Annotated in this window: 27 protein-coding genes and 1 pseudogene; 19 read left to right on the forward strand and 9 right to left on the reverse strand. The window is 41.1% G+C overall.

What is annotated here, in order from left to right; genetic code table 11:
* The 3 genes and pseudogenes from KVT11_RS02090 to hag (KVT11_RS02100) form a co-directional block, all read left to right on the forward strand.
* A pseudogene (locus tag KVT11_RS02090) lies at nucleotides 1-483 on the forward strand (Kelch repeat-containing protein); the annotation flags it as partial.
* A 224-nt stretch (nucleotides 484-707) separates the two neighbouring features.
* Nucleotides 708-1,547 (forward strand): flagellin Hag, encoded by an 840-nt coding sequence (gene hag, locus KVT11_RS02095; protein ID WP_191096755.1) that lies wholly within the window; start codon nucleotides 708-710, stop codon nucleotides 1,545-1,547.
* A gap of 289 nt (nucleotides 1,548-1,836) precedes the next feature.
* Nucleotides 1,837-2,658, forward strand: coding sequence for a flagellin Hag (gene hag, locus KVT11_RS02100; RefSeq protein ID WP_025207195.1), 822 nt, complete (start codon nucleotides 1,837-1,839; stop codon nucleotides 2,656-2,658).
* A gap of 32 nt (nucleotides 2,659-2,690) precedes the next feature.
* On the opposite strand, the gene KVT11_RS02105 is transcribed toward hag (KVT11_RS02100), so the two are convergent.
* A complete protein-coding gene (locus KVT11_RS02105; protein WP_210552398.1) occupies nucleotides 2,691-4,160 on the reverse strand; it encodes an NAD(P)/FAD-dependent oxidoreductase in 1,470 nt (489 codons plus the stop codon).
* A 221-nt stretch (nucleotides 4,161-4,381) separates the two neighbouring features.
* Here KVT11_RS02105 and KVT11_RS02110 point away from each other — a divergent pair, with 221 nt between their 5' ends.
* Complete coding sequence (locus tag KVT11_RS02110; RefSeq protein WP_046527519.1) at nucleotides 4,382-5,206, forward strand: methyl-accepting chemotaxis protein; 825 nt, start codon at nucleotides 4,382-4,384, stop codon at nucleotides 5,204-5,206.
* Between the two features lie 39 nt (nucleotides 5,207-5,245).
* On the opposite strand, the gene KVT11_RS02115 is transcribed toward KVT11_RS02110, so the two are convergent.
* Nucleotides 5,246-5,617, reverse strand: a complete 372-nt coding sequence (locus KVT11_RS02115) for a DUF5412 domain-containing protein (protein ID WP_017359605.1) — start codon at nucleotides 5,615-5,617, stop codon at nucleotides 5,246-5,248.
* Nucleotides 5,618-5,861: 244 nt separating this feature from the next.
* Between KVT11_RS02115 and KVT11_RS02120 the strand changes: the two genes are divergently transcribed.
* Nucleotides 5,862-6,485 (forward strand): poly-gamma-glutamate hydrolase family protein, encoded by a 624-nt coding sequence (locus tag KVT11_RS02120; RefSeq protein WP_210552399.1) that lies wholly within the window; start codon nucleotides 5,862-5,864, stop codon nucleotides 6,483-6,485.
* On the opposite strand, the gene KVT11_RS02125 is transcribed toward KVT11_RS02120, so the two are convergent.
* On the reverse strand, nucleotides 6,476-7,060 hold the full coding sequence (locus KVT11_RS02125; protein ID WP_210552400.1) for an ImmA/IrrE family metallo-endopeptidase: 585 nt from the start codon (nucleotides 7,058-7,060) through the stop codon (nucleotides 6,476-6,478). The genes KVT11_RS02120 and KVT11_RS02125 overlap by 10 nt on opposite strands.
* Nucleotides 7,061-7,372: 312 nt before the next feature.
* On the opposite strand from KVT11_RS02125, the gene KVT11_RS02130 reads away from it, so the two are divergent.
* Nucleotides 7,373-8,272, forward strand: a complete 900-nt coding sequence (locus KVT11_RS02130; RefSeq protein WP_210552401.1) for an N-acetylmuramoyl-L-alanine amidase — start codon at nucleotides 7,373-7,375, stop codon at nucleotides 8,270-8,272.
* Here KVT11_RS02130 and KVT11_RS21240 read toward each other — a convergent pair.
* The 6 genes from KVT11_RS21240 to KVT11_RS02155 all read right to left on the reverse strand — a co-directional run bounded on the left by KVT11_RS21240 (nucleotide 8,261) and on the right by KVT11_RS02155 (nucleotide 11,850).
* Nucleotides 8,261-8,392, reverse strand: coding sequence for a hypothetical protein (locus KVT11_RS21240; protein WP_255201815.1), 132 nt, complete (start codon nucleotides 8,390-8,392; stop codon nucleotides 8,261-8,263). The two genes, KVT11_RS02130 and KVT11_RS21240, sit on opposite strands and share 12 nt — an antisense overlap.
* Before the next feature lie 99 nt (nucleotides 8,393-8,491).
* Nucleotides 8,492-8,668, reverse strand: coding sequence for a type II toxin-antitoxin system SpoIISB family antitoxin (locus KVT11_RS02135; RefSeq protein ID WP_008346289.1), 177 nt, complete (start codon nucleotides 8,666-8,668; stop codon nucleotides 8,492-8,494).
* The gene (locus KVT11_RS02140) at nucleotides 8,637-9,407 is read right to left on the reverse strand and encodes a type II toxin-antitoxin system SpoIISA family toxin (RefSeq protein ID WP_019743468.1); all 771 of its coding nucleotides are present in this window, start codon (nucleotides 9,405-9,407) and stop codon (nucleotides 8,637-8,639) included. The genes KVT11_RS02135 and KVT11_RS02140 overlap by 32 nt, the downstream gene beginning before the upstream one ends.
* 146 nt (nucleotides 9,408-9,553) lie before the next feature.
* Nucleotides 9,554-10,552, reverse strand: a complete 999-nt coding sequence (locus KVT11_RS02145; protein ID WP_017359158.1) for an inorganic phosphate transporter — start codon at nucleotides 10,550-10,552, stop codon at nucleotides 9,554-9,556.
* A gap of 15 nt (nucleotides 10,553-10,567) precedes the next feature.
* The gene (locus KVT11_RS02150; protein ID WP_017359157.1) at nucleotides 10,568-11,185 is read right to left on the reverse strand and encodes a DUF47 domain-containing protein; all 618 of its coding nucleotides are present in this window, start codon (nucleotides 11,183-11,185) and stop codon (nucleotides 10,568-10,570) included.
* Between the two features lie 206 nt (nucleotides 11,186-11,391).
* Nucleotides 11,392-11,850, reverse strand: a complete 459-nt coding sequence (locus KVT11_RS02155; protein ID WP_138825609.1) for an ASCH domain-containing protein — start codon at nucleotides 11,848-11,850, stop codon at nucleotides 11,392-11,394.
* A gap of 227 nt (nucleotides 11,851-12,077) precedes the next feature.
* Between KVT11_RS02155 and ggt the strand changes: the two genes are divergently transcribed.
* The 13 genes from ggt to KVT11_RS02220 all read left to right on the forward strand — a co-directional run bounded on the left by ggt (nucleotide 12,078) and on the right by KVT11_RS02220 (nucleotide 25,089).
* Complete coding sequence (gene ggt / locus KVT11_RS02160; RefSeq protein ID WP_017359155.1) at nucleotides 12,078-13,832, forward strand: gamma-glutamyltransferase; 1,755 nt, start codon at nucleotides 12,078-12,080, stop codon at nucleotides 13,830-13,832.
* A 280-nt stretch (nucleotides 13,833-14,112) separates the two neighbouring features.
* Nucleotides 14,113-15,126 (forward strand): sulfate ABC transporter substrate-binding protein, encoded by a 1,014-nt coding sequence (locus tag KVT11_RS02165; RefSeq protein WP_411231014.1) that lies wholly within the window; start codon nucleotides 14,113-14,115, stop codon nucleotides 15,124-15,126.
* A gap of 11 nt (nucleotides 15,127-15,137) precedes the next feature.
* The gene (cysT, locus tag KVT11_RS02170; RefSeq protein WP_019743464.1) at nucleotides 15,138-15,983 is read left to right on the forward strand and encodes a sulfate ABC transporter permease subunit CysT; all 846 of its coding nucleotides are present in this window, start codon (nucleotides 15,138-15,140) and stop codon (nucleotides 15,981-15,983) included.
* Nucleotides 15,984-15,988: 5 nt separating this feature from the next.
* Nucleotides 15,989-16,858, forward strand: a complete 870-nt coding sequence (gene cysW, locus KVT11_RS02175) for a sulfate ABC transporter permease subunit CysW (RefSeq protein WP_217608988.1) — start codon at nucleotides 15,989-15,991, stop codon at nucleotides 16,856-16,858.
* Between the two features lie 15 nt (nucleotides 16,859-16,873).
* Nucleotides 16,874-17,605 (forward strand): sulfate/molybdate ABC transporter ATP-binding protein, encoded by a 732-nt coding sequence (locus tag KVT11_RS02180; protein WP_008346267.1) that lies wholly within the window; start codon nucleotides 16,874-16,876, stop codon nucleotides 17,603-17,605.
* A 240-nt stretch (nucleotides 17,606-17,845) separates the two neighbouring features.
* Nucleotides 17,846-18,313 carry a PTS sugar transporter subunit IIA gene (locus KVT11_RS02185; RefSeq protein ID WP_017359150.1) on the forward strand — a complete coding sequence of 156 codons (468 nt, stop codon included), beginning with the start codon at nucleotides 17,846-17,848 and terminating at the stop codon, nucleotides 18,311-18,313.
* A gap of 50 nt (nucleotides 18,314-18,363) precedes the next feature.
* Nucleotides 18,364-19,737, forward strand: a complete 1,374-nt coding sequence (locus KVT11_RS02190; RefSeq protein ID WP_007498866.1) for a PTS galactitol transporter subunit IIC — start codon at nucleotides 18,364-18,366, stop codon at nucleotides 19,735-19,737.
* A gap of 19 nt (nucleotides 19,738-19,756) precedes the next feature.
* Complete coding sequence (locus KVT11_RS02195) at nucleotides 19,757-20,035, forward strand: PTS sugar transporter subunit IIB (RefSeq protein ID WP_008346262.1); 279 nt, start codon at nucleotides 19,757-19,759, stop codon at nucleotides 20,033-20,035.
* 62 nt (nucleotides 20,036-20,097) lie between these two features.
* Entirely contained in the window at nucleotides 20,098-20,544 is a 447-nt protein-coding gene (locus KVT11_RS02200; protein WP_056704883.1) for a hypothetical protein, read from the forward strand.
* Nucleotides 20,541-21,572 (forward strand): alcohol dehydrogenase catalytic domain-containing protein, encoded by a 1,032-nt coding sequence (locus KVT11_RS02205; protein ID WP_056704882.1) that lies wholly within the window; start codon nucleotides 20,541-20,543, stop codon nucleotides 21,570-21,572. The genes KVT11_RS02200 and KVT11_RS02205 overlap by 4 nt, the downstream gene beginning before the upstream one ends.
* Nucleotides 21,573-21,752: 180 nt before the next feature.
* Complete coding sequence (gene pdhA, locus KVT11_RS02210; protein WP_008346257.1) at nucleotides 21,753-22,736, forward strand: pyruvate dehydrogenase (acetyl-transferring) E1 component subunit alpha; 984 nt, start codon at nucleotides 21,753-21,755, stop codon at nucleotides 22,734-22,736.
* Nucleotides 22,737-22,767: 31 nt separating this feature from the next.
* Nucleotides 22,768-23,748: an alpha-ketoacid dehydrogenase subunit beta gene (locus tag KVT11_RS02215; RefSeq protein WP_026050078.1), complete on the forward strand. Its 981-nt coding sequence runs from the start codon at nucleotides 22,768-22,770 to the stop codon at nucleotides 23,746-23,748.
* Nucleotides 23,749-23,766: 18 nt separating this feature from the next.
* The gene (locus KVT11_RS02220) at nucleotides 23,767-25,089 is read left to right on the forward strand and encodes a dihydrolipoamide acetyltransferase family protein (protein WP_210552403.1); all 1,323 of its coding nucleotides are present in this window, start codon (nucleotides 23,767-23,769) and stop codon (nucleotides 25,087-25,089) included.
* Nucleotides 25,090-25,091 lie beyond the last annotated feature (2 nt).

Here is a 25,091-nt window from a genome sequence, read left to right on the forward strand (position 1 = left end):
AAGCCAGGTGATGGTACAACCGAAGAGCCAAAAGATCAGGACGGGACAAAGCCAGGTGATGGTACAACCGAAGAGCCAAAAGATCAGGACGGGACAAAGCCAGGTGATGGTACAACCGAAGAGCCGAAAGATCAGGACGGAACAAAGCCAGGTGACGGCACAACAGAAGAGCCGAAAGATCAAGACGGAACAAAGCCAGGTGACGGCACAACAGAAGAGCCGAAAGACCAAGATGGAACAAAACCAGGAGAAGAAACTGCGAAAGGTATACTTTCCATTACCATGATCAATGGGTTACAAAAGGATTATCTGCTCTCAATGAAAGAAATCAACGATTTTCTTAATTGGTATAAAGAAAGAAGCTTTGGAATCGGAATGAACTTTTATGAGATCAATGATGAACACAATAAAGGACCTTTCACAAGTAAGAAAGATTACGTGGTGTACCAAAATATCTTAATGTTTGATATCAAGCAATATTAATAAAATGAAAGCTGCTAAAAATAGGTTAGCAGCTTTTTATATTTTACATTATTGTTAAAAATAGGATTAATATCATAAAAAAACAAGATATTTTTTAAAAATCTGCTAAACATCCCATAACCACGTCCGATAATAAAATTGTCAGGGTTGATAAGCCCTAGAATAAAGGACTTTTTTCAGACAAGGACGTCTGTCAGGTCCCACATACATGGAGGTAATAGGAAATGAGAATTAACCACAATATCGCAGCACTTAACACATTAAACCGTTTGTCTTCAAACAACGCTGCTAGCCAAAAGAACATGGAGAAACTTTCTTCTGGTCTTAAAATCAACCGTGCAGGAGATGACGCAGCAGGTCTTGCAATCTCTGAAAAAATGCGTGGACAAATCCGCGGATTAGAAATGGCTTCTAAAAACGCACAAGATGGTATCTCACTTATCCAAACAGCTGAAGGTGCATTGACTGAAACTCACTCAATCCTTCAACGTGTTCGTGAACTAACTGTTCAAGCGGGTAACACTGGTACGCAAGATGCAACTACAGATCTTAAAGCGATCCAAGATGAGATCGACAACCTTTTAGATGAAGTAGATGGTATCTCTAATCGTACAGCATTCAACGGTAAAAAATTACTTGATGGTACTGCAACAGATGGATTTACTTTCCAAATCGGTGCTAACAAAACTCAACAATTAACTGTTAATATTGGAAACATGGGTACTGCGGCTACAGGTCTTGATATGTTGAAAGCAGACTATGTTGTGACAACAGCTACAGCTGCTAACACAGATGCTTTATTAGACAAAGTAGATGCTGCAATCAATAAAGTATCTTCTGAGCGTGGTAAACTTGGTGCAGTTCAAAACCGTCTAGAGCACACAATCAACAACCTTGGTGCTTCTGGTGAAAACTTAACAGCTGCTGAGTCTCGTATCCGTGACGTTGACATGGCGAAAGAAATGAGTGAGTTCACTAAGAACAACATTCTTTCTCAAGCTTCTCAAGCAATGCTTGCACAAGCGAACCAACAGCCACAAAACGTACTTCAATTACTACGTTAATGAAAGGCCCCTTGATGGGGCTTTTTTTTATGCTGTTTTTTCCTTCGCATTTTCTCCAGTCTTATGATTCTTAAATCCCTCTGATAAATCATGAAAAATGACCTATAAATTTGGCATACTCTAGCGAAACGATCATAATGAATAAGACTTTTTCCTTATTTATTCCTTTTTTGTTAAACATATTCCATTGAAGTTCGATAAATGGATTGTAAGGCTTACAAAAAAATTCTAATTTAGAACTTTTGGACATGGATGTCTAATTGGTTCAAACACATGGAGGTCATTTAATATGAGAATTAACCACAATATCGCAGCACTTAACACACTGAACCGTTTGTCTGCAAACAATGGGGCAGGACAAAAGAACATGGAGAAGCTTTCTTCTGGACTTCGTATCAACCGTGCAGGAGATGACGCAGCGGGTCTTGCAATCTCTGAAAAAATGCGTGGACAAATCCGCGGATTAGAAATGGCATCTAAAAACGCACAAGATGGTATTTCTCTTATTCAAACAGCTGAAGGTGCATTAACTGAAACTCATGCGATTCTTCAACGTATGCGTGAATTGACAGTTCAAGCAGGTAACGTTGGTACACAGCAGACTGAAGATTTAACGGCGATTCAAGAAGAACTTACTGCTTTGGTTGATGAAATTGATGGGATTTCTCAGCGTACAGCATTTAACGGAAAGAATCTATTAGATGGTAGTGTAGAGGATGGATTCCAATTCCAAATTGGAGCGAACATTGAGCAAAATATCAACGTAAAGATCGGCAAAATGGACGCTGAAACATTGACTGTCAAAGATATTAAAGTGAATGAAGATGGTTTTGACTTTGACGTTGAAGTAGCAAAAATCGACGCTGCAATCGGTGCGGTATCTAAACAACGTTCAGCACTTGGAGCTGTCCAAAACCGTCTAGAGCACACAATCAACAACCTTGGTGCTTCTGCTGAAAACTTAACAGCTGCTGAGTCTCGTATCCGTGACGTTGATATGGCGAAAGAAATGAGTGAGTTCACTAAGAACAACATTCTTTCTCAAGCTTCTCAAGCAATGCTTGCACAAGCGAACCAACAGCCGCAAAACGTACTTCAGTTATTACGTTAATTAAAAGCCCCCGTTGAGGGGCTTTTTTTATGTTAGTTTAATTTTAGCAATTGATGTAATTGAAAGTCTGGAACAGCTTCATTGAAGAAAGCTCGATTTAATTCCTCATTCTTTTGATCCCACCTATGCCACCAGTGGCCGACATCACCAGTGAAGTCAGCTTGAATCATGTCTTGCAGCTGCTCTAGGTTGATGATTTTTCTCGGTTCTATTAAGAATGAATGCATACGATGATACGCCTCAAGGTATTTAGTTTGTTTTGTTTGAACGGCATATTGTACATAATAATTTAAAAATTCTTGTACAAATGTCAGATGGGGAATGGGGGTTCCTTTTAACTCGACGCCTTCCCATGCCATATCCGCAATTGCACAAAGCCACCAGCCAAGCTCATTGGCATGCTGCATTTGTTGTAAGGTATGCCGTTCAAAAGAAATAAGCTCATCTTCTTGTGCTTGTTTGAGCATATGCTCAAGTGTTTGTGCCTCAAGAGCTGCCTTTGTCATTCCTTGACCATGTATTGGATCTAATGTGCACAAGGCATCACCCATGACCAATAATCCGCTTGGCCAATCTTCCATTTGTTCATAGTGGTTTCTGACACAAGCCGGAACTCTAAATCCTTTTGGTTTCGTATAGGGAATTAAATGAGTGATGGCTTCTGCTATAGAGGGATTGGTCAGCCTAGCGGTCTCTACATCAAACTGATCAGCGTCCGTTGTTGGATAATGAGAGCCGCCAGCTGCAGAGAGAAGAACAGCTGCTAAATCATGATCTACTCGTTCAAACAGTCCTGTTGGAATTTTCTTATTTGGCTGTCCAACGATGACCATTGGTTCTAGGTTCGGTGCCTCAGCTGGTATTTGGTAGTATCTTGTGCTATAGCCAAGAGACACGATTAACTCATCTGTCTGCGGCAAGGTCAGTCCTGCGCTTTTCAGCCATTTTGGCAATTTAGACATTCTTCCAGACGTATCGATCACTAAGTCCGCTTTCAATTTGTGAATGATTCCTGGCTTTATCCTCCGATCTTTGACCTGTAGTCCACTCACTTGAGTCGTTTTTTTCTCAAAAAGAAGAGAGATCGCTTCATGTTTTTCAAAAAATTGAACACGTTCCTCACGTAACATTCTTTGCATCAGCACCCACTCTAGCATGGCACGTCGTGTGACAGCTGTTTCTTCAGTATCGGTGAGTACTAACTCGCCATCTTTTGTCATAAATCGAGATGTCTGATGCCATGTGTTGTACCCGCCCAATTCTAGTAATTCTTTTGTATAACCAGGAAATAGACGTTCCACTATTTGTTTGCCTAGTGGCAGCATTCTATGTGGATGAAAGGCTTGAGGCGTGCCAAGACGATTCTCAGGAGAGTCTGGCAATTCGTCCTTTTCAATAATCAATACTTCAAGGTAGAAACTTGATAAAACCTTTGCAGCGAGCATTCCCGTTATTCCGCCTCCGATGACGATCGCCCGCTCATACTTCATGGGTTGTGTCACAACATGCGCCTCCAGTGAATATATAAAATGGTTACATGACCATTTCATCATATGTTGATTTTCTAAGTATAGCAAATTCTTGTTTTTTTGAATATAGAAAGGAATTGGCATACTTTTTACTCGTAAATATGAAAAAAACTTCAATCTTGATCATTATTTTTAAAAAATAATGATCAAATTTAAGAGGAATGACCGATAAATACATTAAGGGGGTAGAGAGAATGGATATACTACAGAGTATTGTAACCGCAGCACCTTATATGATGAAGATTTTAAAAGATGAAGTGACGATGGGTGTCATTGATCGAGAAAAATTCTTGCTGTATTTGCCATCAAAAGATGTGGATTTTCAAATACGGACAGGAGATCCCATTAAACCAGATGATCAGAATATGAAAAATGCGCTTAGAGGCGAAACATCAAGTACATTCGTACCTGAATCGGTGTATGGGACGCCTTTAAATGCAATGGGATTGCCGATTTTCGATGAAAATCATCAAGTCATTGGTGCAATCGCTTTAGGTTTTCCGCTTAAAAATCAAATAGAACTCGAGGCGTATATGGAGTCATTGAACGACATCATTCAAAGTATTCAAGAAAAAGTACATGTGGTGGCGGCTCATTCAGAAGAGCTCTCTGCGACAAGTGAGGAAATGACATTCCAAACACAGCAAACACTTGAAAGCTCGAAAAAAACTTCAGATATTACAAAAATGATCAAAGGTATCTCTAAACAAACGAGTTTGCTAGGATTGAATGCTTCAATTGAAGCGGCCAGGGCAGGAAAAGAGGGAGCGGGTTTTAGTGTGGTAGCGAGCGAGGTTCAAAAGCTCTCAAGCGAAACCTCACGTGCAACGGAAAATATAGAAAGCTCATTACAAGGGATTTCCTCTAATATACATACATTACTTGAGAGTATGGGCCATATGAAAGGGTCATCTTCAGAACAAGCTTTATTAGTGACGGAGTTTAGTGAAATTGTAGATAGGTTGACGATGGTTAGCAAAGAAATGAAAGAATTTATGCAAAAGGCGATGTTAACGTAAAAAACGAATCCAAAAAGGGTTCGTTTTTTTGTTGGCTCGTTATTTTCTATTTTTCTGATCAAAGCGATAATCGTATGTTTCACCTTTGACCACATTTAAAAACTCATGTCCAATTTGAACGAGCTGTGCATTTTCCCATTTAATCAGAGGATCTTTATCAGGGTACTTCCAGTAGATTGTTTTCTTGTGATGGGTGAGTTTGTTTTCAATTTCTGCTCTGACCGCATTCTCTTTTAGCTTTCCTCCGCTATGTCGATATGTGTTAATGGTATAGGTTCCATCAGGTGATGATATCGAGCGGATGAATGTTCCGTGAGACACGCCTTGAAGAGAGAAGCATTTCCAGTAAATAATTCCGGCGAAGCTAAGACATAAGATGGCAAGGATGATGGTGGTTTTCTTTTTAAACATGAATTCCTCCAGGTGTAGATCGCAATATTCTAATATATGAGAGAGATTACAAAAAGATTCATATAGTCCAAAAGTTCTATTCATTTCAATTATCGGTCATTTTTTCTTAACATTCAACAGTTAGCCCGTAAAGATAAGGAAAATTTAAGGATGCATTCAGATCACACTGGTCATTCGAAAACACTTTACAAAAGAATTTGCGATCAGTAGACTTATGCTCATATAGAGAAATGGGGCAGATGGAATGAATCGAATCATAGATACGTATCAAAATTATGAAGAGCTTTCCGCTCATGAAAGAAAAGGGATTGACTATCAAATTCTTCATCAGCGGAAAGGGGATCAGCTTCTCGTCCTGTCACCTCATGCGGGCGGAATTGAATCTGGTGTGAGCGAGCTGGTCCATGAAGTAGCAACCGATTATTCTATGTATTTATTCGAGGGCCTTAAAGTGAAAGGCAATCATGTTCTTCACATTACGAGCACACGTTTTGATGAGCCGATTTGTCTTTCTCAAGTGCATACACATCATTATACGTTTGCACTCCACGGCTATGGAGAAACAGATGTCCTACAAACTTTAGTTGGCGGTACCGACAGGGAAAAAGCTGCTGAAACAGTGAAGTGTCTCACACAAAATGGCTTCCATGCCTTGCTTTTATCTGAATCGGATCAATTTGCTGGAACACATCCTCAAAATATCAATAATCAATGCCTCACAGGAAAAAGTGTTCAAATTGAAATTAGCCAAGCTCAGAGAAGAGCTTTTTTTCAAGACTTTAGGCGGAGCCGTAGACGTGATACACAAACCGAACAATTTTATCAATACACAAATGCGCTGAAACAAGTGTTAAGCCTTTATGAATAAACTTCTGACGTCACGTGTGCTGACGCTTTTGTTTGATATGTAGCTTCATTTTCTGCCACCTTGCCGGCTCTCATTAAATAAGAAGTAAATTCTTTTTGAAATTGAATGCCGGCTCTTCGCTGTTCAAATAGAGCAAGCCGTTTTTCAGCAAAAGCCCGAGTGACATGAAATGTTTGAGCAATATGCAAAATGGCTTGCTGCCTAAGGTTTGGGAGCGTCATTTGCAGCAGCATAAAAGTCGGAACACAAAAGTGATACATGAATTGTTTTGCTTGAAACTCTTGCAGTTCTCGAAAGAGCTTGTGCATGTTAAAGTGGTTGCCTGTATGCTTCAGCACATGACAAAGCTCGTGGGCGAAATCCTGCCACTGTTCTTCTGACGATAAGGATCTGTTTAAAATAATACTGTAAAGACCTTGATGTTTGATCATCATGCTGCCAGTATCCTCGTAGTGTACCCATACATGAAATTCAGCTGCGATCCTATGCATGTCTACATAGGCAGGACCGCTTATTTGCAGTTGAGTGTATAACCGTTTAATATCTTCTTCTAAATGGGTTAAAAAATAAGTCATGTCAAAACCTCCATACAAACGTATGTTCTATTTTTGCCGTAAAAGAAAAGTCCATATAGGACTAAATGGCTAATAAAGCTATCGCTTACTTTTTATATCGGCTTATTTTTAACAATTTTAACATAAAATCAAAGAAAATTGGAAGTTTTTCCTGTTTTTTTTGTTCTATTTTTTATTTTTTACAAAGATAAAACGGCGATTGAATTCAAATTTTACCATAGTCTTATGACGAAAACAAACAAATTTGTCTTACGTTTGCCACCGATTGATGAGCAAGATCAAACATCAATTGAACAAAAAGGAGTGCAAAACATGGTACAAATTTATCAAGATTTTATTCCAGTTGGAAACGGAAATCGGCCAGGATATACTATGACGCCGCTTTATGTAACTGTGCATAACACAGCCAATACATCTAAGGGAGCTGACGCAAAAAGTCATGTGGCATATGTCAAACGCTCAACAACAGAGGTAAGCTGGCACTTCACAGTGGATGACAGAGAAATTTTTCAGCATCTCCCTTTAAATGAAAATGGGTGGCATGCTGGGGATGGACATGGAGATGGCAACCGAAAATCGATTGGCATTGAAATTTGTGAAAACGAAGATGGAAACTTTCAACAAGCTGTCAAACATGCCCAGTGGCTTATTCAAAAGCTTTTAAAAGAACATGGCATTCCATTAGCAAATGTGGTGACGCATCAGCATTGGTCAGGAAAAACATGTCCACGTCTGCTGCTAGCTACATGGGATGAATTTAAAAGAGGAATTGAGACTGCAGGTGATCCGGAAACGGTGATCACATATGTGGTGAAAAGCGGGGATACGCTAACGAGTATTGCCAAAGCCCATGGTGTTACAGTGAGTGATTTACAGACATGGAATCAGATTAGTGACCCGAACATGATTCGAGTTGGACAAGTTCTCAAAATTTATCGTGCAGAAGAAAAGCTCAGTTATGAACTGCCGGATGGGGTGTTAAAGGTGACATCACCTCTGACAAAAGGGGAGCATGTACGTCTCGTCCAAAAAGCGCTTGCTGCTGTGTATTTTTATCCTGACAAAACAGCTGCAGATAAGGGCATTGATGGCGTTTATGGGGAAAAAACAGCCAATGCCGTCGCGCGATTTCAACTGATGAATGGTCTAACAAGTGATGGAGTATACGGTCCTAAAACAAAAGTGAAGTTGCTTCAACTATTAAATCAGTGAGTCTTTCTTTTTGGCCGCTTGAATGACGGCTTCACTTTTTTCATGTAATCGGCAGATATAAGGGGATGGCTTAAATTCAGCAAACTGAACATACCTCAATTGTTTAAGTTTCTTTTTCATATTGGCACCTCAATCGTTGCAGCAGTTGGTTTTATTGTATGCAAGTAGATGTGAAAACGGAAGTAGGACGCGGATAAAGTTCCGCGTCCTTTAGTGTAATCAAGCTTTTTTATTTTTATACTCATCTAGGAGCTGTTCATTCTTTTTGAAAATACGCTCCGTATGGGGACTTACTTTGTAATCAGCCATACTAATATGGCGCTTTTTCTTTAAAATCTTAAATGGGTTTTTCTTGCGATTGTTATTATCCCCTTGAAGTGCGTGTTCCATCTTCATCACCTTCCTCTTCGTCAGGCAAGATTAGGTCATAAATCGTTGTAAGTGAAGTCATTAATAAATAGTCGAATTCAGTGACAATATCCTCAGAGGTCAGCTTAATCACAAAGTGTGCATCCGCTACTGAAAACGGGATGAGAACCAATTTGCCGAAATCATCGTAATACACTTCCTGCCTGTCAAGCTTTGCTTGAATAAGTGCTCTCTGATCAAGTGTCCGCAGCAGGTCATCTTTTTGCTCCTGCGTATCATAAGGACAAAGAACTGCTTGAATATTCATTTTTTCTGCAAAAGAATAGATCAGTCGTTCAATTCCCTCTATATATGCTTCTATACTTCCATAATATACATGGATCGGTTCATTTTTCAATAGGTATTGGTACGTTTTTAGTTTATTGAGGTAAGAATGAAGCAGGTCGTTATTTTGTTCTAGGAGTTGATGGGTGTCGGTTTCAAGTTCATGATTTCCGAGTTTTTTAATATAGGAGCTGAGGAAAATAAAGGCATCAGTTAATGCGAAAAAAACAGCAATAATCAGGTAGTGCATCCAATCGGTGAAGATTGAAGCAGGGTCATTTGTCCAGTACACAACAGCACCTGCTACATAAATCCAATACCACGTTTTACGAATCGCAAACATCTTTTCTTTTACTTTTTGTTCAAAGCGCCATACCGCAAATACATATACAGCAAGAGCACCTAGCAATAACCAAACAGTCAATTGAAAAAATAATAGCATGTTCTTCTCTCCCATAGACAGATGGATACTTATTTATTTCTATGGATATGATTGGAAACCCTGCTTCATGAAAAAATGGCTTGCAGAAAAAGAGCATTTGAGGATGCGAACAAATAAAAAAAGACCTGTTAGACAGGTCTTTGATATTAGAGAATCGCATTTAACACAAAGTATATAAGTGCCCCTAGAGTTCCCGAAATCGGTAATGTGATCACCCAAGTGACAAGCATACGTTTTGCCGTACCCCAGTTGACTCCTTTTACTCTATGTGCAGAACCTACACCTAGAATAGAAGATGAGATCACGTGAGTGGTACTAACCGGTAAGTGAATAAATGTTGCACCGAAGATAATAGCTGCACCCGTTAAGTCTGCAGATACTCCGTTTACTGGACGAATCTTCATGATTTTACCGCCGACTGTTTTAATAATCTTCCAGCCGCCAATAGACGTGCCAAGTCCCATTGCAAGCGCACAAGAGAATTGTACCCAGAAAGGAATGTCGTCTGTTGTATGCAAATTACCTGCAATTAAAGCCATCGTAATAATTCCCATCGCTTTTTGCGCATCGTTTGTTCCGTGGGTATACGATTGCAGTGCAGCCGTTAAAATTTGAACACGTCGGAATTGTTTATTTGTTTTTGCGAGATTGTTGTTTCGGAATATAATTTTGATAATGGTATACACGATATATCCCAAAACAAAAGCCAGGATAGGTGAAAGCAAAAGTGCTTGAATGATTTTAATGAATCCCGAATAGTTTAAAGCGCCAAAACCAGCAGAGGCAATAACAGCTCCTGCAATTGATCCGATCAGTGCATGTGAAGAACTACTCGGAATCCCGTAATACCAAGTAAGCAAGTTCCAAGTAATCGCTGCAATTAAAGCAGCCAAAATGACGACAGATCCGTTTTGAAGTGTAAAAGGATCTGCGATGTCTTTTGTAATGGACTTTGCCACACCTGTAAATGTCATTGCTCCTAAGAAGTTCATAAACGCTGCCATAATAATAGCATGTCTTGGCTTTAACGCCTTTGTTGAAACTGAAGTAGCAATGGCATTTGCTGTATCGTGGAATCCGTTAATGAAATCAAAAGCAAGTGCACAAATGACAATAAGTATGGTAAGGATGAGTAATGTATCCATGTTTAACTAACCCCGTTACGCATTCTTCATAATGATTGTTTCTAGATTGTTGGCAACACTTTGACAGGAATCTGCGATTTCTTCAAGTGTTTCGTAAATTTCTTTGTATTGAATGACCTTAATTGGATCTGTTTCTTTTCCAAACAAGTTCTTTAGTGATTTGCGGTGAAGATTGTCACAATTATGCTCAATCTCTTTAATTTTGATTGCGTGCGGATGAATATCTTTCAAGCGATTATCAGCCAGTAATTCAATAGTCGTTAAAATTTCTTTCGCACATTCTCTGATGTAGTGGCTGAATTTGTCGATATGTTCGTCAGAGCTTGTAATTGAATAAATTTCTAAAGTTGCTGAAAAATGCTCAATGCCGTCTAAAACATCGTCGAGGCTATTCGTCAATTGAAGAATGTCTTCACGTTCAATCGGTGTAATAAAGGCTTTATTCAGCTCTTTAATCATGGTATGAACATGATTATCACCTTTTGTCTCATATTCCTTCAATGTGTCAGAAAATTCTTTCAGAGTGGTTTGATTTGTTACTTTATAGCTAACAAAATACTCAGCAGTTTCATCTAAATTTTTAGCAATTTCCGTTAACAAGACGGAAAACTTGTCTTTTTTCCTTTTTAACATGTAAAAACCCTCCATTGTATAAATGAGACAATGCACACATCAAATAATTATATATTCTTTTGTCGAAAAAAAACAGGTGTAGTCGAAAATTTCTTCACTTTTTCTATTTGATCTTATTCTGACCTAAAGATGTGATCTCAACTCACCTTTTTCAGAAAGGGGAAAAGAAAGCAAAAAAGCGGACCATTTTTGGCACCGCTTAAACGTTAAGAAGCTGAATAAACAAGCTTAAACCGCTCACAAACAAGAAGCATATCTTCCTTAAATGTTAATCCGTACGGCTTAAGGGCTTCTGTGAAAAATTCTTCATGTTCTTTGTACCAATAGTCATATGAAAGATCGCCTTCACCTTCTGCTTTTGCAAATGATTCAGGAACCTCATTCATTGGCATGATATCTACTTGTGTGATCTCTATGATGGCTTTTGGTTCCTCCTGGCTGTCCAAAATGACCGCATATTGACCGGGTTTTGGAAGAGGCTCTTGTTCTTTTTCGTAAAAAAGGTATCCAGAACAAGTGGCTGTTTTTTTTCCTTGTTGTACAAGGTCAAGCAAGTGATCTGGATCTGCGCCAAATGCCCAAGCAGAAACAGAGGCGTGATCAGGAGTTTTTCCTGATTTTTCTTCCCAATAAGATTCCCAAAATAAAGTGCTTTTGTGGTTCATCCTTTTTCCCCCTTTGTTATGAGTTTATTATATCGTGAAGTTTCAAACTTGGAAATCGTATGTCTTTATTACTACGAACTGTGCATGTCATATGTTTTGAAAACATGCGTTTTGTTTGGCAGATATAGGATGATATAATGAAAAATTTTGAAATTTTAGAATAATCTATTGTATTCTGGTCAAGAAGTCGGTAAGGTCAAAGTAAGAATATGGAAGGGGTGTTGTTCATGAAACGCATTTCTCTAACTGTTTTGTCCATATGTCTGTTTGTTTTCTCGTTTTTTCTGCCGGTCAGCCAAGTCACTGCAAACGAAACTCATGGGAATAAAGTAGCTGTTGGTAAAGATGGTATGGTGGCTACTGCACATCCGCTTGCATCGGAGATTGGTGCTGACGTATTGAAAAAAGGTGGGAACGCAGTGGATGCTGCTGTTGCCATTCAGTACGCACTTAACGTAACAGAGCCAATGATGTCAGGAATTGGCGGTGGCGGATTTATGATGGTTTATGATGGGAAAACAAAGGAAACTTCCATCATCAATAGCAGAGAGCGAGCACCACAGGGCGCAACACCTGACATGTTTTTAACAGATGATGGAAAAGTGATTCCGTTTGCTGAGCGATCTACACATGGAAATGCGGTAGGTGTTCCAGGGACTGTAAAAGGTCTTGAAGCTGCATTAGATAAGTGGGGTACTCGTTCTATGAAGGAATTGATTGAGCCCTCCATTCAACTTGCAGAAGATGGTTTTGAAATTGATTCTGTCTTGGCAAAAGCGATTGATGATCACCAAGGGAAATTGAAAAAAACGGCCGCAGCGCCAATTTTTCTTCCAAATGATCAGCCGCTCGAAGAAGGAGATCTGCTTGTCCAGCCAGGTCTTGCAAAAACATTTAAACTCATTGCGAAAAAAGGAAGCAAAGCGTTTTATGAAGGAAAAGTAGCAAAGGCACTTGCAAATACAGTTCAAGATTTTGGCGGGACGATGACTTCAAAAGATATCAAACGTTATGAAGTCAAGACTGACAAGCCAATCTGGGGAGACTATAAAGGATATCAGCTTGCAAGCATGCCTCCACCAAGCTCAGGCGGGGTGTTTATGCTACAAATTCTCAAAATACTTGACCATTTTAACCTGTCTCAGTATGACCCCAAATCATTCGAAAAATATCAGCTGCTTGCTGAAACAATGCACCTCTCCTATGCTGACAGAGCCGCATATGCCGGCGACCCCGAATTCGTAGATGTTCCACTAAAAGGACTACTAGACGATGATTACATTTCAGAAAGAGCCTCTCTCATTCAATTAGATCAAATGAATCGCAGCCCGAAAGAAGGAGATCCTTGGGCATATGAGGATGAGAAAAACCCATCCCCAATTGTTCCTCAGCCAGAAGATAAAACCATTGGTGAGACGACCCATTTTACTGTTGCAGATCAGTGGGGAAATGTTGTGTCATTTACAACAACCATTGAACAATTATTTGGTACAGGGATTCTTGTTCCAGAGTATGGATTTTTCTTAAATAATGAACTAACTGATTTTGATGCACGACCTGGCGGTGCAAATGAAGTCCAGCCCAATAAACGCCCATTATCAAGTATGACCCCGACGATCATTTTTAAAGATGGAGAGCCTGTCATGACTGTTGGATCTCCTGGTGGAACGACGATCATTGCTTCTGTTTCACAGACGATTCTCAATTTACTTGAATATGACATGGAGCTTCAGGATGCGGTAGAAGAGCCAAGAATCTACACAAACAGCTTAACTTCGTATCGTTATGAAGTAGGTGTCCCTCTAGATGTAAGAACAAAGTTAAATGATATGGGTCACCAGTTTGGCAGTTCCCCTATTGATATAGGGAATGTGCAAGCTTTACTGATTGATCGAAAAGCAGGGACATTCACTGGAGTAGCTGATTCAACGAGAAATGGAACTGCTGTTGGTGTCAATCTAAAGGTAGCTGCAGATCAATAGCATTTCCCGGGAAAAGAAGCGCCTCATCAAGAAGGCGTTTCTTTTTAGTTTTCATTAAAATAAAAACACAGTTGACACCTGTGAATAGTTTGAATAATATATAGACTAACATCAATCATACATAGCTGATCGGACAACCGAAGGCTCTTGGCATTGACGTACAGGACTTTTTTGTACTTCAATCGCTGAGGGCCTTTTTTGCGTATAGAACTGAAAACGGCAAGGTTGGTGTCACTATTCAATGTGAAAGGGAGCGGATAACATGAAAAAAAGGATATGGATGTCTATTGCGATGACACTTTTCATCATCACAAGTGCTGCATGCTCAAATGCGAATGAAGCCTCAAATCAAAAGGGAAAGATTGAGCTGTTGAATGTGTCATACGATCCTACACGTGAATTGTATCAGGAATACAATCAAGCCTTTCAGATTTATTGGAAAGACAAAACCGGTGAGGATGTGACGATACAGCAGTCTCATGGAGGATCAGGTAAGCAGGGGAGATCGATTATTGATGGACTCGAAGCAGACGTGGCTACACTTGCTCTTGGGTACGACATTGATGCCATTGCAGATCGAGGGCTACTTTCAAAGGATTGGCAAAGAGAATTTCCAAATCAGTCCACACCTTATACGTCTACGATTGTGTTTCTTGTGAAGAAAGGAAACCCCAAAAATATTAAAGACTGGGATGACTTGCTTCAGCCAGGTGTATCCATCATCACACCAAATCCAAAAACGTCAGGCGGTGCAAGATGGAATTATTTAGCCGCATGGGCATATGCCGATAAAACCTTTCATGGGGATGAAGAAAAAACGAAGGATTTTGTGAAAAAGTTATATGAGCATGTCGAAGTACTCGATTCAGGTGCTCGTGGCGCCACAACAACTTTTGTCGAGCGCGGTCTTGGTGACGTGTTAATTGCTTGGGAAAATGAAGCCTATTTGACACTGCATGAATTAGGTAAAGACAAATTTGAGATTGTCAGTCCCTCCATTAGTATTCTAGCAGAGCCGCCCGTTGCCGTTGTCGACCAAAATGTGAAACGAAAAGGAACAGAGAAAGTGGCAAAGGCTTATTTAGATTATTTGTATTCTAAAAAAGGACAGGAAATAGCGGCTAAAAACTATTATCGACCAAGAAATCAAGAAGTGCTAAACAAATATAAAGATCAATTTAAAGAGATTGATATGGTGACCATTGATCAGGCATTTGGCGGTTGGCGAAAGGCGCAGAAAAGATTTTTTGATGATGGCGGATTATTTGATCAAATATATAGCGGACAAAAATAGGGGGCGACGTGATGAAGAAAGGCTATGCTGCCGCCAATAAAAGAAAACGTGTATTGCCTGGATTCGGGCTGAGTCTCGGAGTGACACTTGTTTATGTCAGTGCGATTGTCGTGATTCCTTTATCTATGGTATTTATTTGGACGGCTTCATTAGGAGCAGAAGGAATTTGGAATGTCTTTAGTGATGCGCGGGTGCTAAAGTCGCTGCAGCTTACGGTTACGACTTCTTTTGCAGCTGCACTCATCAATGCAGGTTTCGGTGTACTGATCGCATGGGTTCTCACGCGGTACTCGTTTCCAGGAAAGAACATCCTGGATGCCCTCATCGATTTGCCGTTTGCTCTTCCAACGGCAGTGGCTGGCATCGCTTTGACGACTCTATATTCTCCGAATGGGTGGATTGGGCAATTTTTGCATGTGAAGGTGGCTTACACCCCGCTCGGTATTATTTTGGCACTGATTTTTATTGGCATTCCATTTGTCATAAGAACGGTTCAACCGGTCATTGAGGGGCTTGAGCAGGAAGTGGAAGAGGCTGCAGCCATACTTGGTGCTACAAGAAAACAGACCTTTTTTCATGTACTGCTGCCTGCCTTGTTTCCAGCGGTAATGACTGGATTTTCTCTTGCATTTGCAAGAGCACTCGGTGAATATGGCTCCGTTGTGTTTATAGCGGGAAATATTCCGTTTAAAACAGAGATTACACCACTGATGATCATGTCTAAGCTTGAGCAGTATGATTATCAAGGTGCCGCAGCCATTGCTTGTTTCATGCTGCTCTTATCATTTGTCATTTTGTTATTGATTCACGGATTGCAGTGGTTTGTCGAGCGGAAAAAACAAGTGGAAGTGAGGTGAGACGATTGGAAAGGGAGCTTCTTAAAGAGCACCGCATCAAGTACAGGAGTCCTGTGACGGAATCAAAAGCGGTGAAGAGTATGTTGATTGGTGTGGTGTATGTTTTTTTGATTTTGTTTTTACTCGTGCCGTTGATTGCTGTGTTTTCAAAGGCCTTTGAGAAAGGATGGAGTTCTTATCTTCTTGCCATCTCACATCCAGACACGATTGCGGCAATCAAATTGACTGTTTTCATTGTGATGATCACATTGCCGCTTCAAATGATTTTTGGGGTCAGTGCTGCTTGGCTCATCACAAAATTTCATTTCCCGGGAAAACGTTTGTTAACGACTGTCATTGATCTTCCGTTTGCGGTGTCACCTGTCATTGCAGGACTTGTATTTGTACTTTTATTTGGTTCAAATGGACTTTTAGGACCGTGGCTTTTAGCAAATGGATGGAAAGTGATTTACTCTGTACCGGGGATGATTCTTGCGACCATCTTTGTGACATTTCCTTTTGTTGCGAGAGAATTAATTCCGTTTATGCAAAATGAAGGCATTCATGAGGAAGAAGCATCGCTTACGCTTGGTGCCAGTGGGTGGAAGACCTTTTTCCTTGTGACACTTCCAAATATAAAATGGGCCCTTTTTTACGGCGCCATTTTAGCAGGGGCAAGGGCGATTGGTGAATTTGGTGCAGTGTCGGTTGTATCTGGTCATATACGCGGAATGACGAATACGATGCCGCTTCATATAGAAATTCTATACAACGAGTATCAATTCCAAGCGGCTTTTGCTGTGGCCTCTCTCATGGCGTTTGTAGCGGTCATTACATTAATCATCAAGCAGATCATTCAGCAGAGAGATCACAGGCTTGGCAAGCGTTCAAAATGAATGGAGGGATCAGCCTTGGGGATTACAGCGAAACAAATATCAAAGCAATTTGGGCAGACGAAGGTTTTGCAAAACGTGGATTTGACGATCGGAAATGGGGAATTAATATCCTTACTAGGACCATCTGGATCAGGTAAGACGACTTTATTAAGAATTATTGCAGGGCTTGATGATGCGAATGCAGGACAGATCTTATTTGGAGAACAGGATTATACTCACATCCCAGTGCGAAAACGGCAAATTGGTTTTGTCTTTCAGCAATATGCGCTTTTTCGAAATATGACGGTATTTGATAATGTGGCTTTTGGATTGAAGATGAAACCTAGAGGTGAAAGGCTGCCTAAAAAAGACATCAAAGAGCGGGTGCATGAGCTGCTGAAAGTCGTTCAATTAACGCAGTATGCACACCGTTATCCAGAGCAGCTGTCAGGTGGACAAAAGCAGCGTGTAGCACTTGCACGTGCTCTAGCCGTTAAACCCAAAGCTCTTCTCTTAGATGAACCTTTTGGTGCACTAGATTCAAAGGTGAGAAAAGACTTAAGACATTGGCTGAAAAAAGTTCATCAAGAATTTCAAATGACGACCATCTTTGTGACGCATGATCAAGAAGAAGCGTTTGATATCGCTGATCGTGTTGTGGTGATGAATGAGGGCAGAATCGAAAAAATCGGCACAAAAAAAGAAATGACAGAGCAGACAGACAACCTTTTTGTAGCTGAGTTTTTAGATATAGGAAGCCATATTTAACAAGAAGTTGATGTGATGTAATGAAAGAGATGCGGCAAAAAGCTGCATCTTTTTTTATAAAAATTTTCCTAGGAACATTGACTTATAATTTCGAATATTATAATATCTTTACAAAGGTAACAGTATTGAACATTTTATAAAACATCTATTTGTAAGCGCTTTACAAAAGGTTCTATTTTAAAATGTTCATTCTTTTTGTTACATGTGTTCATATTTATACCAAATGAAAGGGGTGGTTGTTTGAACAGCTTGTTTGAGTTAGATCAACAACTGATTGAGCTGCAATACGAAGCATCTTCAAGTGAGGAGGTGACTGCCTATTTAGCAGAAAGGTTAGAAACTGGAGGATATATTAAATCGAGCTTTTTACCAGCAGTGCTTGAAAGAGAAAAAACATATCCGACCGGTCTTCCTCTTGCGACCTTTGGGGTGGCCATTCCCCATACAGATCCTGAACATGTAAACAAACCGGCGATCAGTGTAGCGACATTAAAGGAACCTGTTATTTTTCATAAGATGGGAAGCCCTCACGAGACAGTTCAAGCCAAAATTGTGTTCGTTCTGGCAATCTCTGAACCTAGTAAGCAGCTCGTGATGTTAGAGAAACTGATGACGCTTTTCAGAAAAGAAGAAGTAATGACAAGTTTATCTCAGATGACATCGTATGAAGAAGCTGTTGATGTACTTCAAAAAGAATTAAACCAATAGTTATTCACGACATAATGTAAGCGCTTTATCTAAAATCAGGAGGTGGATGTATGATCAAGCAAGCCGTCGATTTCATCTTAGACTTAGGGCCAACAATTATGCTCCCAATTATTATGACGTTATTCGGTATGATTTTAAGGCAAGGATTTAAAAAATCCTTCCGTGCAGGTATTACGATCGGAATTGGATTTGTCGGGGTCAATCTTGTCATTAATTTACTTGTAAGCGGTCTTGGACCAGCAGCCAAAGCCATGGTCAATTCTCTTGGATTAAAGCTTGATATTTTAGATGTCGGCTGGCCGATTGGAGCCGCCATTTCATTTGGTACACCTGTTGCCCCTTTGATGATTCCTCTTGTGCTCTTGTTAAATGTCATTTTGCTGTCTGTTAACTTTACGAAAACATTGAATGTGGATATTTGGAATTTCTGGCATTTGATTTTCGCTGCTTCTGTTACTTACTACGCTTATCATAATATGTTCTTAGCTCTTGCCGTTGGTTTAATCGTTTCTGCGATTACACTAAAACTCGCCGATTGGACGGCACCGACGATTGAACACCATTTCGGATTAAAAGGCGTATCGATGGCTCATGCTGAAACGGTCAACTTCGCTCCGCTCATGTATGCGTCAAACCGCGTGATTGATAAAATCCCTGGTTTAAACAAAATTCATGCGGATCCAGAAACTTTGAAAAAACGTTTTGGCATCTTTGGTGAACCGCTTGTGATGGGTCTTATACTTGGTATCATTATTGGTCTTCTTGGCGGCTATGATGCAAAAGGTGTCATGACTCTTGGAATTCAAATGGCTGCAGTGCTTGTGTTAATGCCAAGAATGGTTGCTTTATTAATGGAAGGACTTATTCCAATCTCTGAGGGTGCTCGTTCTTATATTCAAAAGCGTTTCCCTGGAAAAAATGTCTATATTGGTTTGGATACAGCGATTGTCATTGGTCATCCAGCGAATATGGCTGTAGCCCTTTTGATGGTGCCAATCACCATTTTGCTTGCTGTCGTCCTTCCTTACAATGGTATGCTGCCGTTTGCAGACTTATCGGTTCTGCCATTTACAGTCGTATGGGCAGTAGCAGCCGCTCGTGGGAATATTATTCGCGGCCTCATTAACAGTATTTTTACTTTAATGATTGTTTTCTTCATTGCAACGAACCTTGCACCACTCGCCACCACAATGGGGAAAGCAGTTGGTTTCGACTTCCCAGAAGGGGCAAATATGATCTCTGGTATCGATCTTGGTTCTCACGTCATTCCTTGGATCATGGTGAGACTTCTTGATCCGAGCAATCCTTACTTCATTGCAGCGATTGTGTGTGCACTGGCATATGCGCTTCTTTGGTACTGGGTGCGAAATGATATTAAAAAGCAGTATGCAAAAGAAATGGGCTTAGATCAGAAAGATCAATAAATGAGCTGGAGGGATTCTCATGGCAAAAAAAATATTAGTATCTTGCGGAACGGCAGTTGCTACGTCAACGGTTGTGGCAAAAAAGGTAGAAGAGACATTAAAGGAAAAAGGATACGATGTCATCGTTGAACAGTGTAAGGCATCTGAGGTTCCGCAGAAAGCGGAGGGTGCTGATTTAATTGTGACGACAACGCCTGTTAGTGATACAAAAGGAACGCCTGTGATTCAAACGTTATCTTTTTTAACGGGATTTGGCATTGAAGAGGATATTGAAAAAATTATCGATCATATTAAGTGAACGATGATTGCGTGGAGGAGCTGCGAAAGCTCCTTCCATGTCATTTGAAAGGAGGAGCTCTCATGCAGCAGCATGCTTATAGCCGAACGTCTGCCATGTTTTCTATTTTCCTTCCGGCCTTGTTAATATGTGTGTTTTTTCTCTGGTCTCTTTATACGTTGATGTCGGCAGGACCTGAGCCATTAGCTGTGTTAGGTGTCTATACGCTGCCTATCCTTATGCTTTCTAGCATCACTGGCCTGAATCAGCCAACGAATATCATGATTAGTGAAGATGAGCTGAAAATAGGTGCTTTTGGCAGGTGGCACACATATGTCGTGTCCGATATTAAAGGAAAATTGTTTTTAAAACCATATCCTCATATCGGGAAAGTATATGTCAGAGTGGGACCTGCGCGAATATTTGGCGGACGCTACTGGATTTCAAGTGAGATGAGTGAGTACAAGCAGCTCGTTCAATCCTTGCAGAGTCTTGCGACATGTGATGAAAAGGAGGATGCGGCTAAATGAAATCAGCTGTCTTTTATTCTTCAGAGGACATTCGTTACGAGGAGCGGAAGCGGCCAGCCATTGGTGATGATGAAGTATTATTAAAAATGCGTGCCTGCGGGTTATGCGGGACGGATATTTATAAAGCGACACATGAGACGGTACCTCCTGGCACAGTGCTAGGGCATGAAATCGCTGGTGACATTATCGAAACAGGCCGTCACGTCACACATGTTCAAACGGGAGACAGGGTGTATGTAGCGCATCATGTCCCTTGTTTTACTTGTGACTTTTGTCAAAGAGGATTTTATACAATGTGCCCGCAATTTGCAGCCACAAATGTAGAGCCGGGCGGTTTTTCGGAATATATTCGTGTTCCTGCTTTACATGTGAAGCATACAATGGGCAAACTCCCACATGACGTCTCATATGAACAAGGAGCGATGGTCGAACCGGTTGCCTGCTGTCTTCACGGCTTTGAAAGGGCGCCCGTTCATCCTGGAGATTCGGTGTTGATTCTTGGAGCGGGGCAAATTGGCTGCATTCAATTACAGCTTGCCAAATATTATTTGGCTGGAAAAGTGATGATCACAGACGTAAATGAGAACAGGCTCCTTCAAGCAAGAAATCTTGGGGCGGACGTCGCCTTTCATCCAGCATCTGAGCCAGTAGAAAACCGCGTCATGAAAGAAACAGGTGGAAAGGGAGCGGACCTTGTCATTATTTCTGTGGGGAGCAGTGCGCTTTTAAAAGAAGCATTTCAAGCTGTCGCAAGAGGCGGAACGATTTTGGTCTTTGCTCACTTTCCGAAAGGGGATGTCTCCATTCCAGCAGAACGTTTTTTCCATGATGAAGTGAAAGTAGTCGGAGCTTATTCGTCGCATCCATACCATTATCGTGAAGCGCTGGAGCTCTTAAAAGCAAAGGTCGTTCATACAGAAAAAATGGTGACGCATCGATATCCATTAAGTCAGCTTCGTCAGGCGATAGAATGCGCTAGGCATCCAGAAGGTGAAAGCGTCAAAATCATGATGTATCCAGATGAATGAGAATGTACGAGATGGAGAGAAAGAGAAGGTCTTTGGAAAAGGGCTTTGCCTTTCTCTTTTTTTCTGAAAAAAGATGAAAACGCTTAAAAAATAAACGGAAATGCTTGACTTCAATGAGAGTTAAACGTATGATAATTACAAATGTAACACATAAGAACAAATGTAAAGGGGAGAGAAGAAATGCAAAAACAAATCACTTTGCCTGAACAGATTAGTCATGAGAAATTAGCAGATTTATATAAACAAATGTGGTTAGTAAGATATTTTGATGAAAAGGTCGATCAATTCTTTGCTAAAGGATTAATCCATGGAACGACCCATTTATGTGTTGGACAGGAAGCATCGGCTGTTGGATCTATTGCTGTGTTAAAGGATGAAGATAAGATTGTCAGTACACACCGCGGACATGGTCACTGTATTGCAAAAGGTGCAGAGGTCAATAAAATGATGGCTGAACTGTTCGGACGTGAAACAGGTTACTGCAAAGGAAAAGGCGGTTCCATGCATATTGCCGATTTAGAAAAAGGAAACCTTGGGGCAAATGGAATTGTTGGCGGCGGTATTCCACTTGCAACAGGTGCGGCGCTCACGTCCAAGATGAAAAAGGAAGGCTTTGTGGTCCTTTGTTTCTTCGGAGACGGCGCCACAAATGAAGGCAGCTTCCATGAAGCGCTGAATCTTGCTTCCATTTGGGATTTACCTGTTGTGTTTATTTGTGAAAACAACCAATACGGCATGTCTGGTCCTGTGAAAGAAATGATCAACATTGAAGACATCTCAACAAGAGCAGAAAGCTACGGAATGCCAGGGAAAACAGTTGATGGAAATGACATGGTTGAGATCATGAATACAGTAGATGAAGCGGTAAGCCGTGCAAGAGCTGGAGAAGGGCCATCACTCATTGAAATGAAAACGTATCGCTGGAAGGGTCACTCAAAGAGTGATGCGAAAAAATACCGTACACGTGAAGAAGAGACAGAATGGAGACAAAAAGACGGAATTAAACGCTTTAAGTCACTCTTAATGGAGCTAGATGTTCTGACAGAAGAGCAGGCTGCTCGTTTACAAGAAGAAGCGAAGCAAGAGATCGAGGCATCTGTTGAATTTGCGAAAAATAGTAAAGAACCATCAATTGACACACTATTAGAGGATGTATACGCCTAATTAGGAGGGGAATCACGTGACAAACACGACAGTGAGAGAGATTTCATATTTAGAAGCCGTTCGAGAAGCAATGAGTCAGGAAATGAGAAAAAATCAAGATGTCTTCATTTTAGGTGAAGATATCGGCGTATACGGTGGCGCATTTGGTGTCACGCGCGGGATGATCGAGGAATTCGGTCCAGAACGCGTCCGCAATACGCCGATTTCAGAGGCTGCCATCGCAGGAGGCGCAGTCGGAGCGGCTTTGACAGGGATGCGTCCGATTTTAGAACTACAATTCTCTGACTTTATTACAATTGCAATGGATCAGCTTGTAAACCAAGCAGCGAAAACACGTTACATGTTTGGCGGAAAAGGGAAAGTGCCGCTTGTTGTCAGAACACCAGCAGGTTCCGGGACAGGTGCCGCAGCGCAGCACTCCCAAAGCTTAGAAGCGTGGATGGCTCATATTCCTGGACTAAAGGTGGTTCAGCCTTCAACAGCTTATGATGCAAAAGGACTTTTAAAAGCAGCAATGGATGATGACAACCCTGTCATTTTCTATGAACACAAGCTTTTATATAAAACAATTGGTGAAGTACCAGAAGAGCAGTATTCGATTCCTTTAGGGAAAGCGGATGTGAAGAGAAGCGGAAAGGACGTCACAATTGTCGCAACAGCCATTATGGTGCACAAAGCGCTCGAAGCAGCGAAGGAACTAGAAGCGGAAGGAATCGATGTCGAGATCATTGATCCGAGAACGCTCGTCCCATTAGATGAAGAAACCATTATTGAATCTGTGAAAAAAACAGGCAAATGTATCGTTGTGCATGAGGCAGTGAAACGAGGCGGCTACGGCGGAGAGATTGCGAGTATGATAGCGGAAAGTGAAGCCTTCGACTATTTAGATGCACCTATTAAACGACTTGGCGGTCTTGCCGTTCCAATACCGTACAACCCAACGCTGGAAAAAGCAGTCATTCCACAAGTGCCAGATATTATTGAAGCAGCAAAAGAGCTCGTGCGCTCTTAAGTAAAGGGGGAGAAGATCATGCCAAAAGAGATATTTATGCCGAAGCTAAGCAGTACGATGGAGATCGGTACCTTGCTTCAATGGTTTAAAGAAGAAGGAGATTCGGTTGAAATCGGTGAGCCTCTATTTGAGATTATGACAGACAAAATCAATATCGAGGTTGAAGCCTATGATGATGGCGTTTTTCTAAAGAAATATTACGAAGCAGATGATCAGATTCCAGTCAATGCTGTCATTGGATATATCGGAGAGGCAAATGAGCAGGTACCGAGCGAGCCGCCAGCGCAGTCAGATGAAGCATCTTCTGAAGACAGCGGAACGTCATCACCATCTGAACCATCTGTTTCGACTGACGTTGAACCAACGGTGGGTGAGAAAGTACGCGCAACACCTGCAGCGAGAAAAACGGCAAAAGATCACCAAGTAGCCATTCACGAAGTATCTGGTACAGGACCAAAAGGCAGAATTCAAAAACGGGATGTCGAAGCGGCCCTTCATACGAGCGAGGAAGGTCAGCGAGTATCACCTCTTGCAGGAAAAGTGGCTGCTCGTGAAGGGATCGACTTAGCGAATGTTGCTGGTTCTGGCGTCCACGGAAAAATCATGAAGAGTGACGTAAAAGCAGCAGGCGCACAAAAGGCAGAGGCTGCTCCAGTGAGAACACAAAAACTAGCCGGGATGAGAAAAGTGATCGCAGATCGCATGTCACAAAGTGCCTTTACAGCGCCGCACGTCACATTAACAAGTGAAATTGATATGACAAAAGCAAAAGAAGTGCGCAAACAGCTGCTCCCAGCGATTGAAAAAGAGACAGGCTACAGATTGTCGTTTACAGAAATCATCATCCATGCGGTCAGCAGTGTCCTCACGCGCCATCCGCAAATCAATATGACGTTTGAACAAAATGAGCTCCATTTCCATGAGGATGTGCACATTGGTCTCGCGGTTGCTGTGAAAGACGGCTTAATGGTTCCGGTCATTTCTCATGCAAATCAAAAAGGGCTGAAACAGCTCACAAAAGAAGCAAAAGAAATTGGTCGAAATGCACGCGATCAAAAGCTGCTGCCAGACCAGTTGAAAGGGTCTACATTTACCATTAGTAACTTAGGGATGTATGCCATTGATACGTTTACCCCAATTATTAATCAGCCGGAAGTGGCGATTTTAGGTGTTGGACGCATTCAAGAAAAACCTGTAGTGATCGATGGAGAAATTCAGGTGCGGCCAATGATGGGTGTCAGCTTATCATTTGATCATCGAGTGGTAGATGGTGCACCAGCAGCGGCCTTTTTAACAGACCTTAAAAAAGTGCTTGAACAACCATTTGAATTGCTAATGTAGGA

This window comes from Bacillus sp. GbtcB10 (genome assembly GCF_019091365.1).
In the GTDB taxonomy this organism is placed as follows: Bacteria; Bacillota; Bacilli; order Bacillales; family Bacillaceae; genus Bacillus; species Bacillus altitudinis.

Coding starts and splice junctions, on each gene's coding strand:
- hag (WP_191096755.1), top strand. CDS start 708: ATGAGAATTAACCACAATATCGCAGCACTTAACACATTAAACCGTTTG.
- hag (WP_025207195.1), top strand. CDS start 1,837: ATGAGAATTAACCACAATATCGCAGCACTTAACACACTGAACCGTTTG.
- KVT11_RS02110 (WP_046527519.1), top strand. CDS start 4,382: ATGGATATACTACAGAGTATTGTAACCGCAGCACCTTATATGATGAAG.
- KVT11_RS02115 (WP_017359605.1), bottom strand. CDS start 5,617: ATGTTTAAAAAGAAAACCACCATCATCCTTGCCATCTTATGTCTTAGC.
- KVT11_RS02120 (WP_210552399.1), top strand. CDS start 5,862: ATGAATCGAATCATAGATACGTATCAAAATTATGAAGAGCTTTCCGCT.
- KVT11_RS02125 (WP_210552400.1), bottom strand. CDS start 7,060: ATGACTTATTTTTTAACCCATTTAGAAGAAGATATTAAACGGTTATAC.
- KVT11_RS02130 (WP_210552401.1), top strand. CDS start 7,373: ATGGTACAAATTTATCAAGATTTTATTCCAGTTGGAAACGGAAATCGG.
- KVT11_RS21240 (WP_255201815.1), bottom strand. CDS start 8,392: ATGAAAAAGAAACTTAAACAATTGAGGTATGTTCAGTTTGCTGAATTT.
- KVT11_RS02135 (WP_008346289.1), bottom strand. CDS start 8,668: ATGAAGATGGAACACGCACTTCAAGGGGATAATAACAATCGCAAGAAA.
- KVT11_RS02140 (WP_019743468.1), bottom strand. CDS start 9,407: ATGCTATTATTTTTTCAATTGACTGTTTGGTTATTGCTAGGTGCTCTT.
- KVT11_RS02145 (WP_017359158.1), bottom strand. CDS start 10,552: ATGGATACATTACTCATCCTTACCATACTTATTGTCATTTGTGCACTT.
- KVT11_RS02150 (WP_017359157.1), bottom strand. CDS start 11,185: ATGTTAAAAAGGAAAAAAGACAAGTTTTCCGTCTTGTTAACGGAAATT.
- KVT11_RS02155 (WP_138825609.1), bottom strand. CDS start 11,850: ATGAACCACAAAAGCACTTTATTTTGGGAATCTTATTGGGAAGAAAAA.
- ggt (WP_017359155.1), top strand. CDS start 12,078: ATGAAACGCATTTCTCTAACTGTTTTGTCCATATGTCTGTTTGTTTTC.
- KVT11_RS02165 (WP_411231014.1), top strand. CDS start 14,113: ATGTCTATTGCGATGACACTTTTCATCATCACAAGTGCTGCATGCTCA.
- cysT (WP_019743464.1), top strand. CDS start 15,138: ATGAAGAAAGGCTATGCTGCCGCCAATAAAAGAAAACGTGTATTGCCT.
- KVT11_RS02190 (WP_007498866.1), top strand. CDS start 18,364: ATGATCAAGCAAGCCGTCGATTTCATCTTAGACTTAGGGCCAACAATT.
- KVT11_RS02195 (WP_008346262.1), top strand. CDS start 19,757: ATGGCAAAAAAAATATTAGTATCTTGCGGAACGGCAGTTGCTACGTCA.
- KVT11_RS02200 (WP_056704883.1), top strand. CDS start 20,098: ATGCAGCAGCATGCTTATAGCCGAACGTCTGCCATGTTTTCTATTTTC.
- KVT11_RS02205 (WP_056704882.1), top strand. CDS start 20,541: ATGAAATCAGCTGTCTTTTATTCTTCAGAGGACATTCGTTACGAGGAG.
- pdhA (WP_008346257.1), top strand. CDS start 21,753: ATGCAAAAACAAATCACTTTGCCTGAACAGATTAGTCATGAGAAATTA.
- KVT11_RS02220 (WP_210552403.1), top strand. CDS start 23,767: ATGCCAAAAGAGATATTTATGCCGAAGCTAAGCAGTACGATGGAGATC.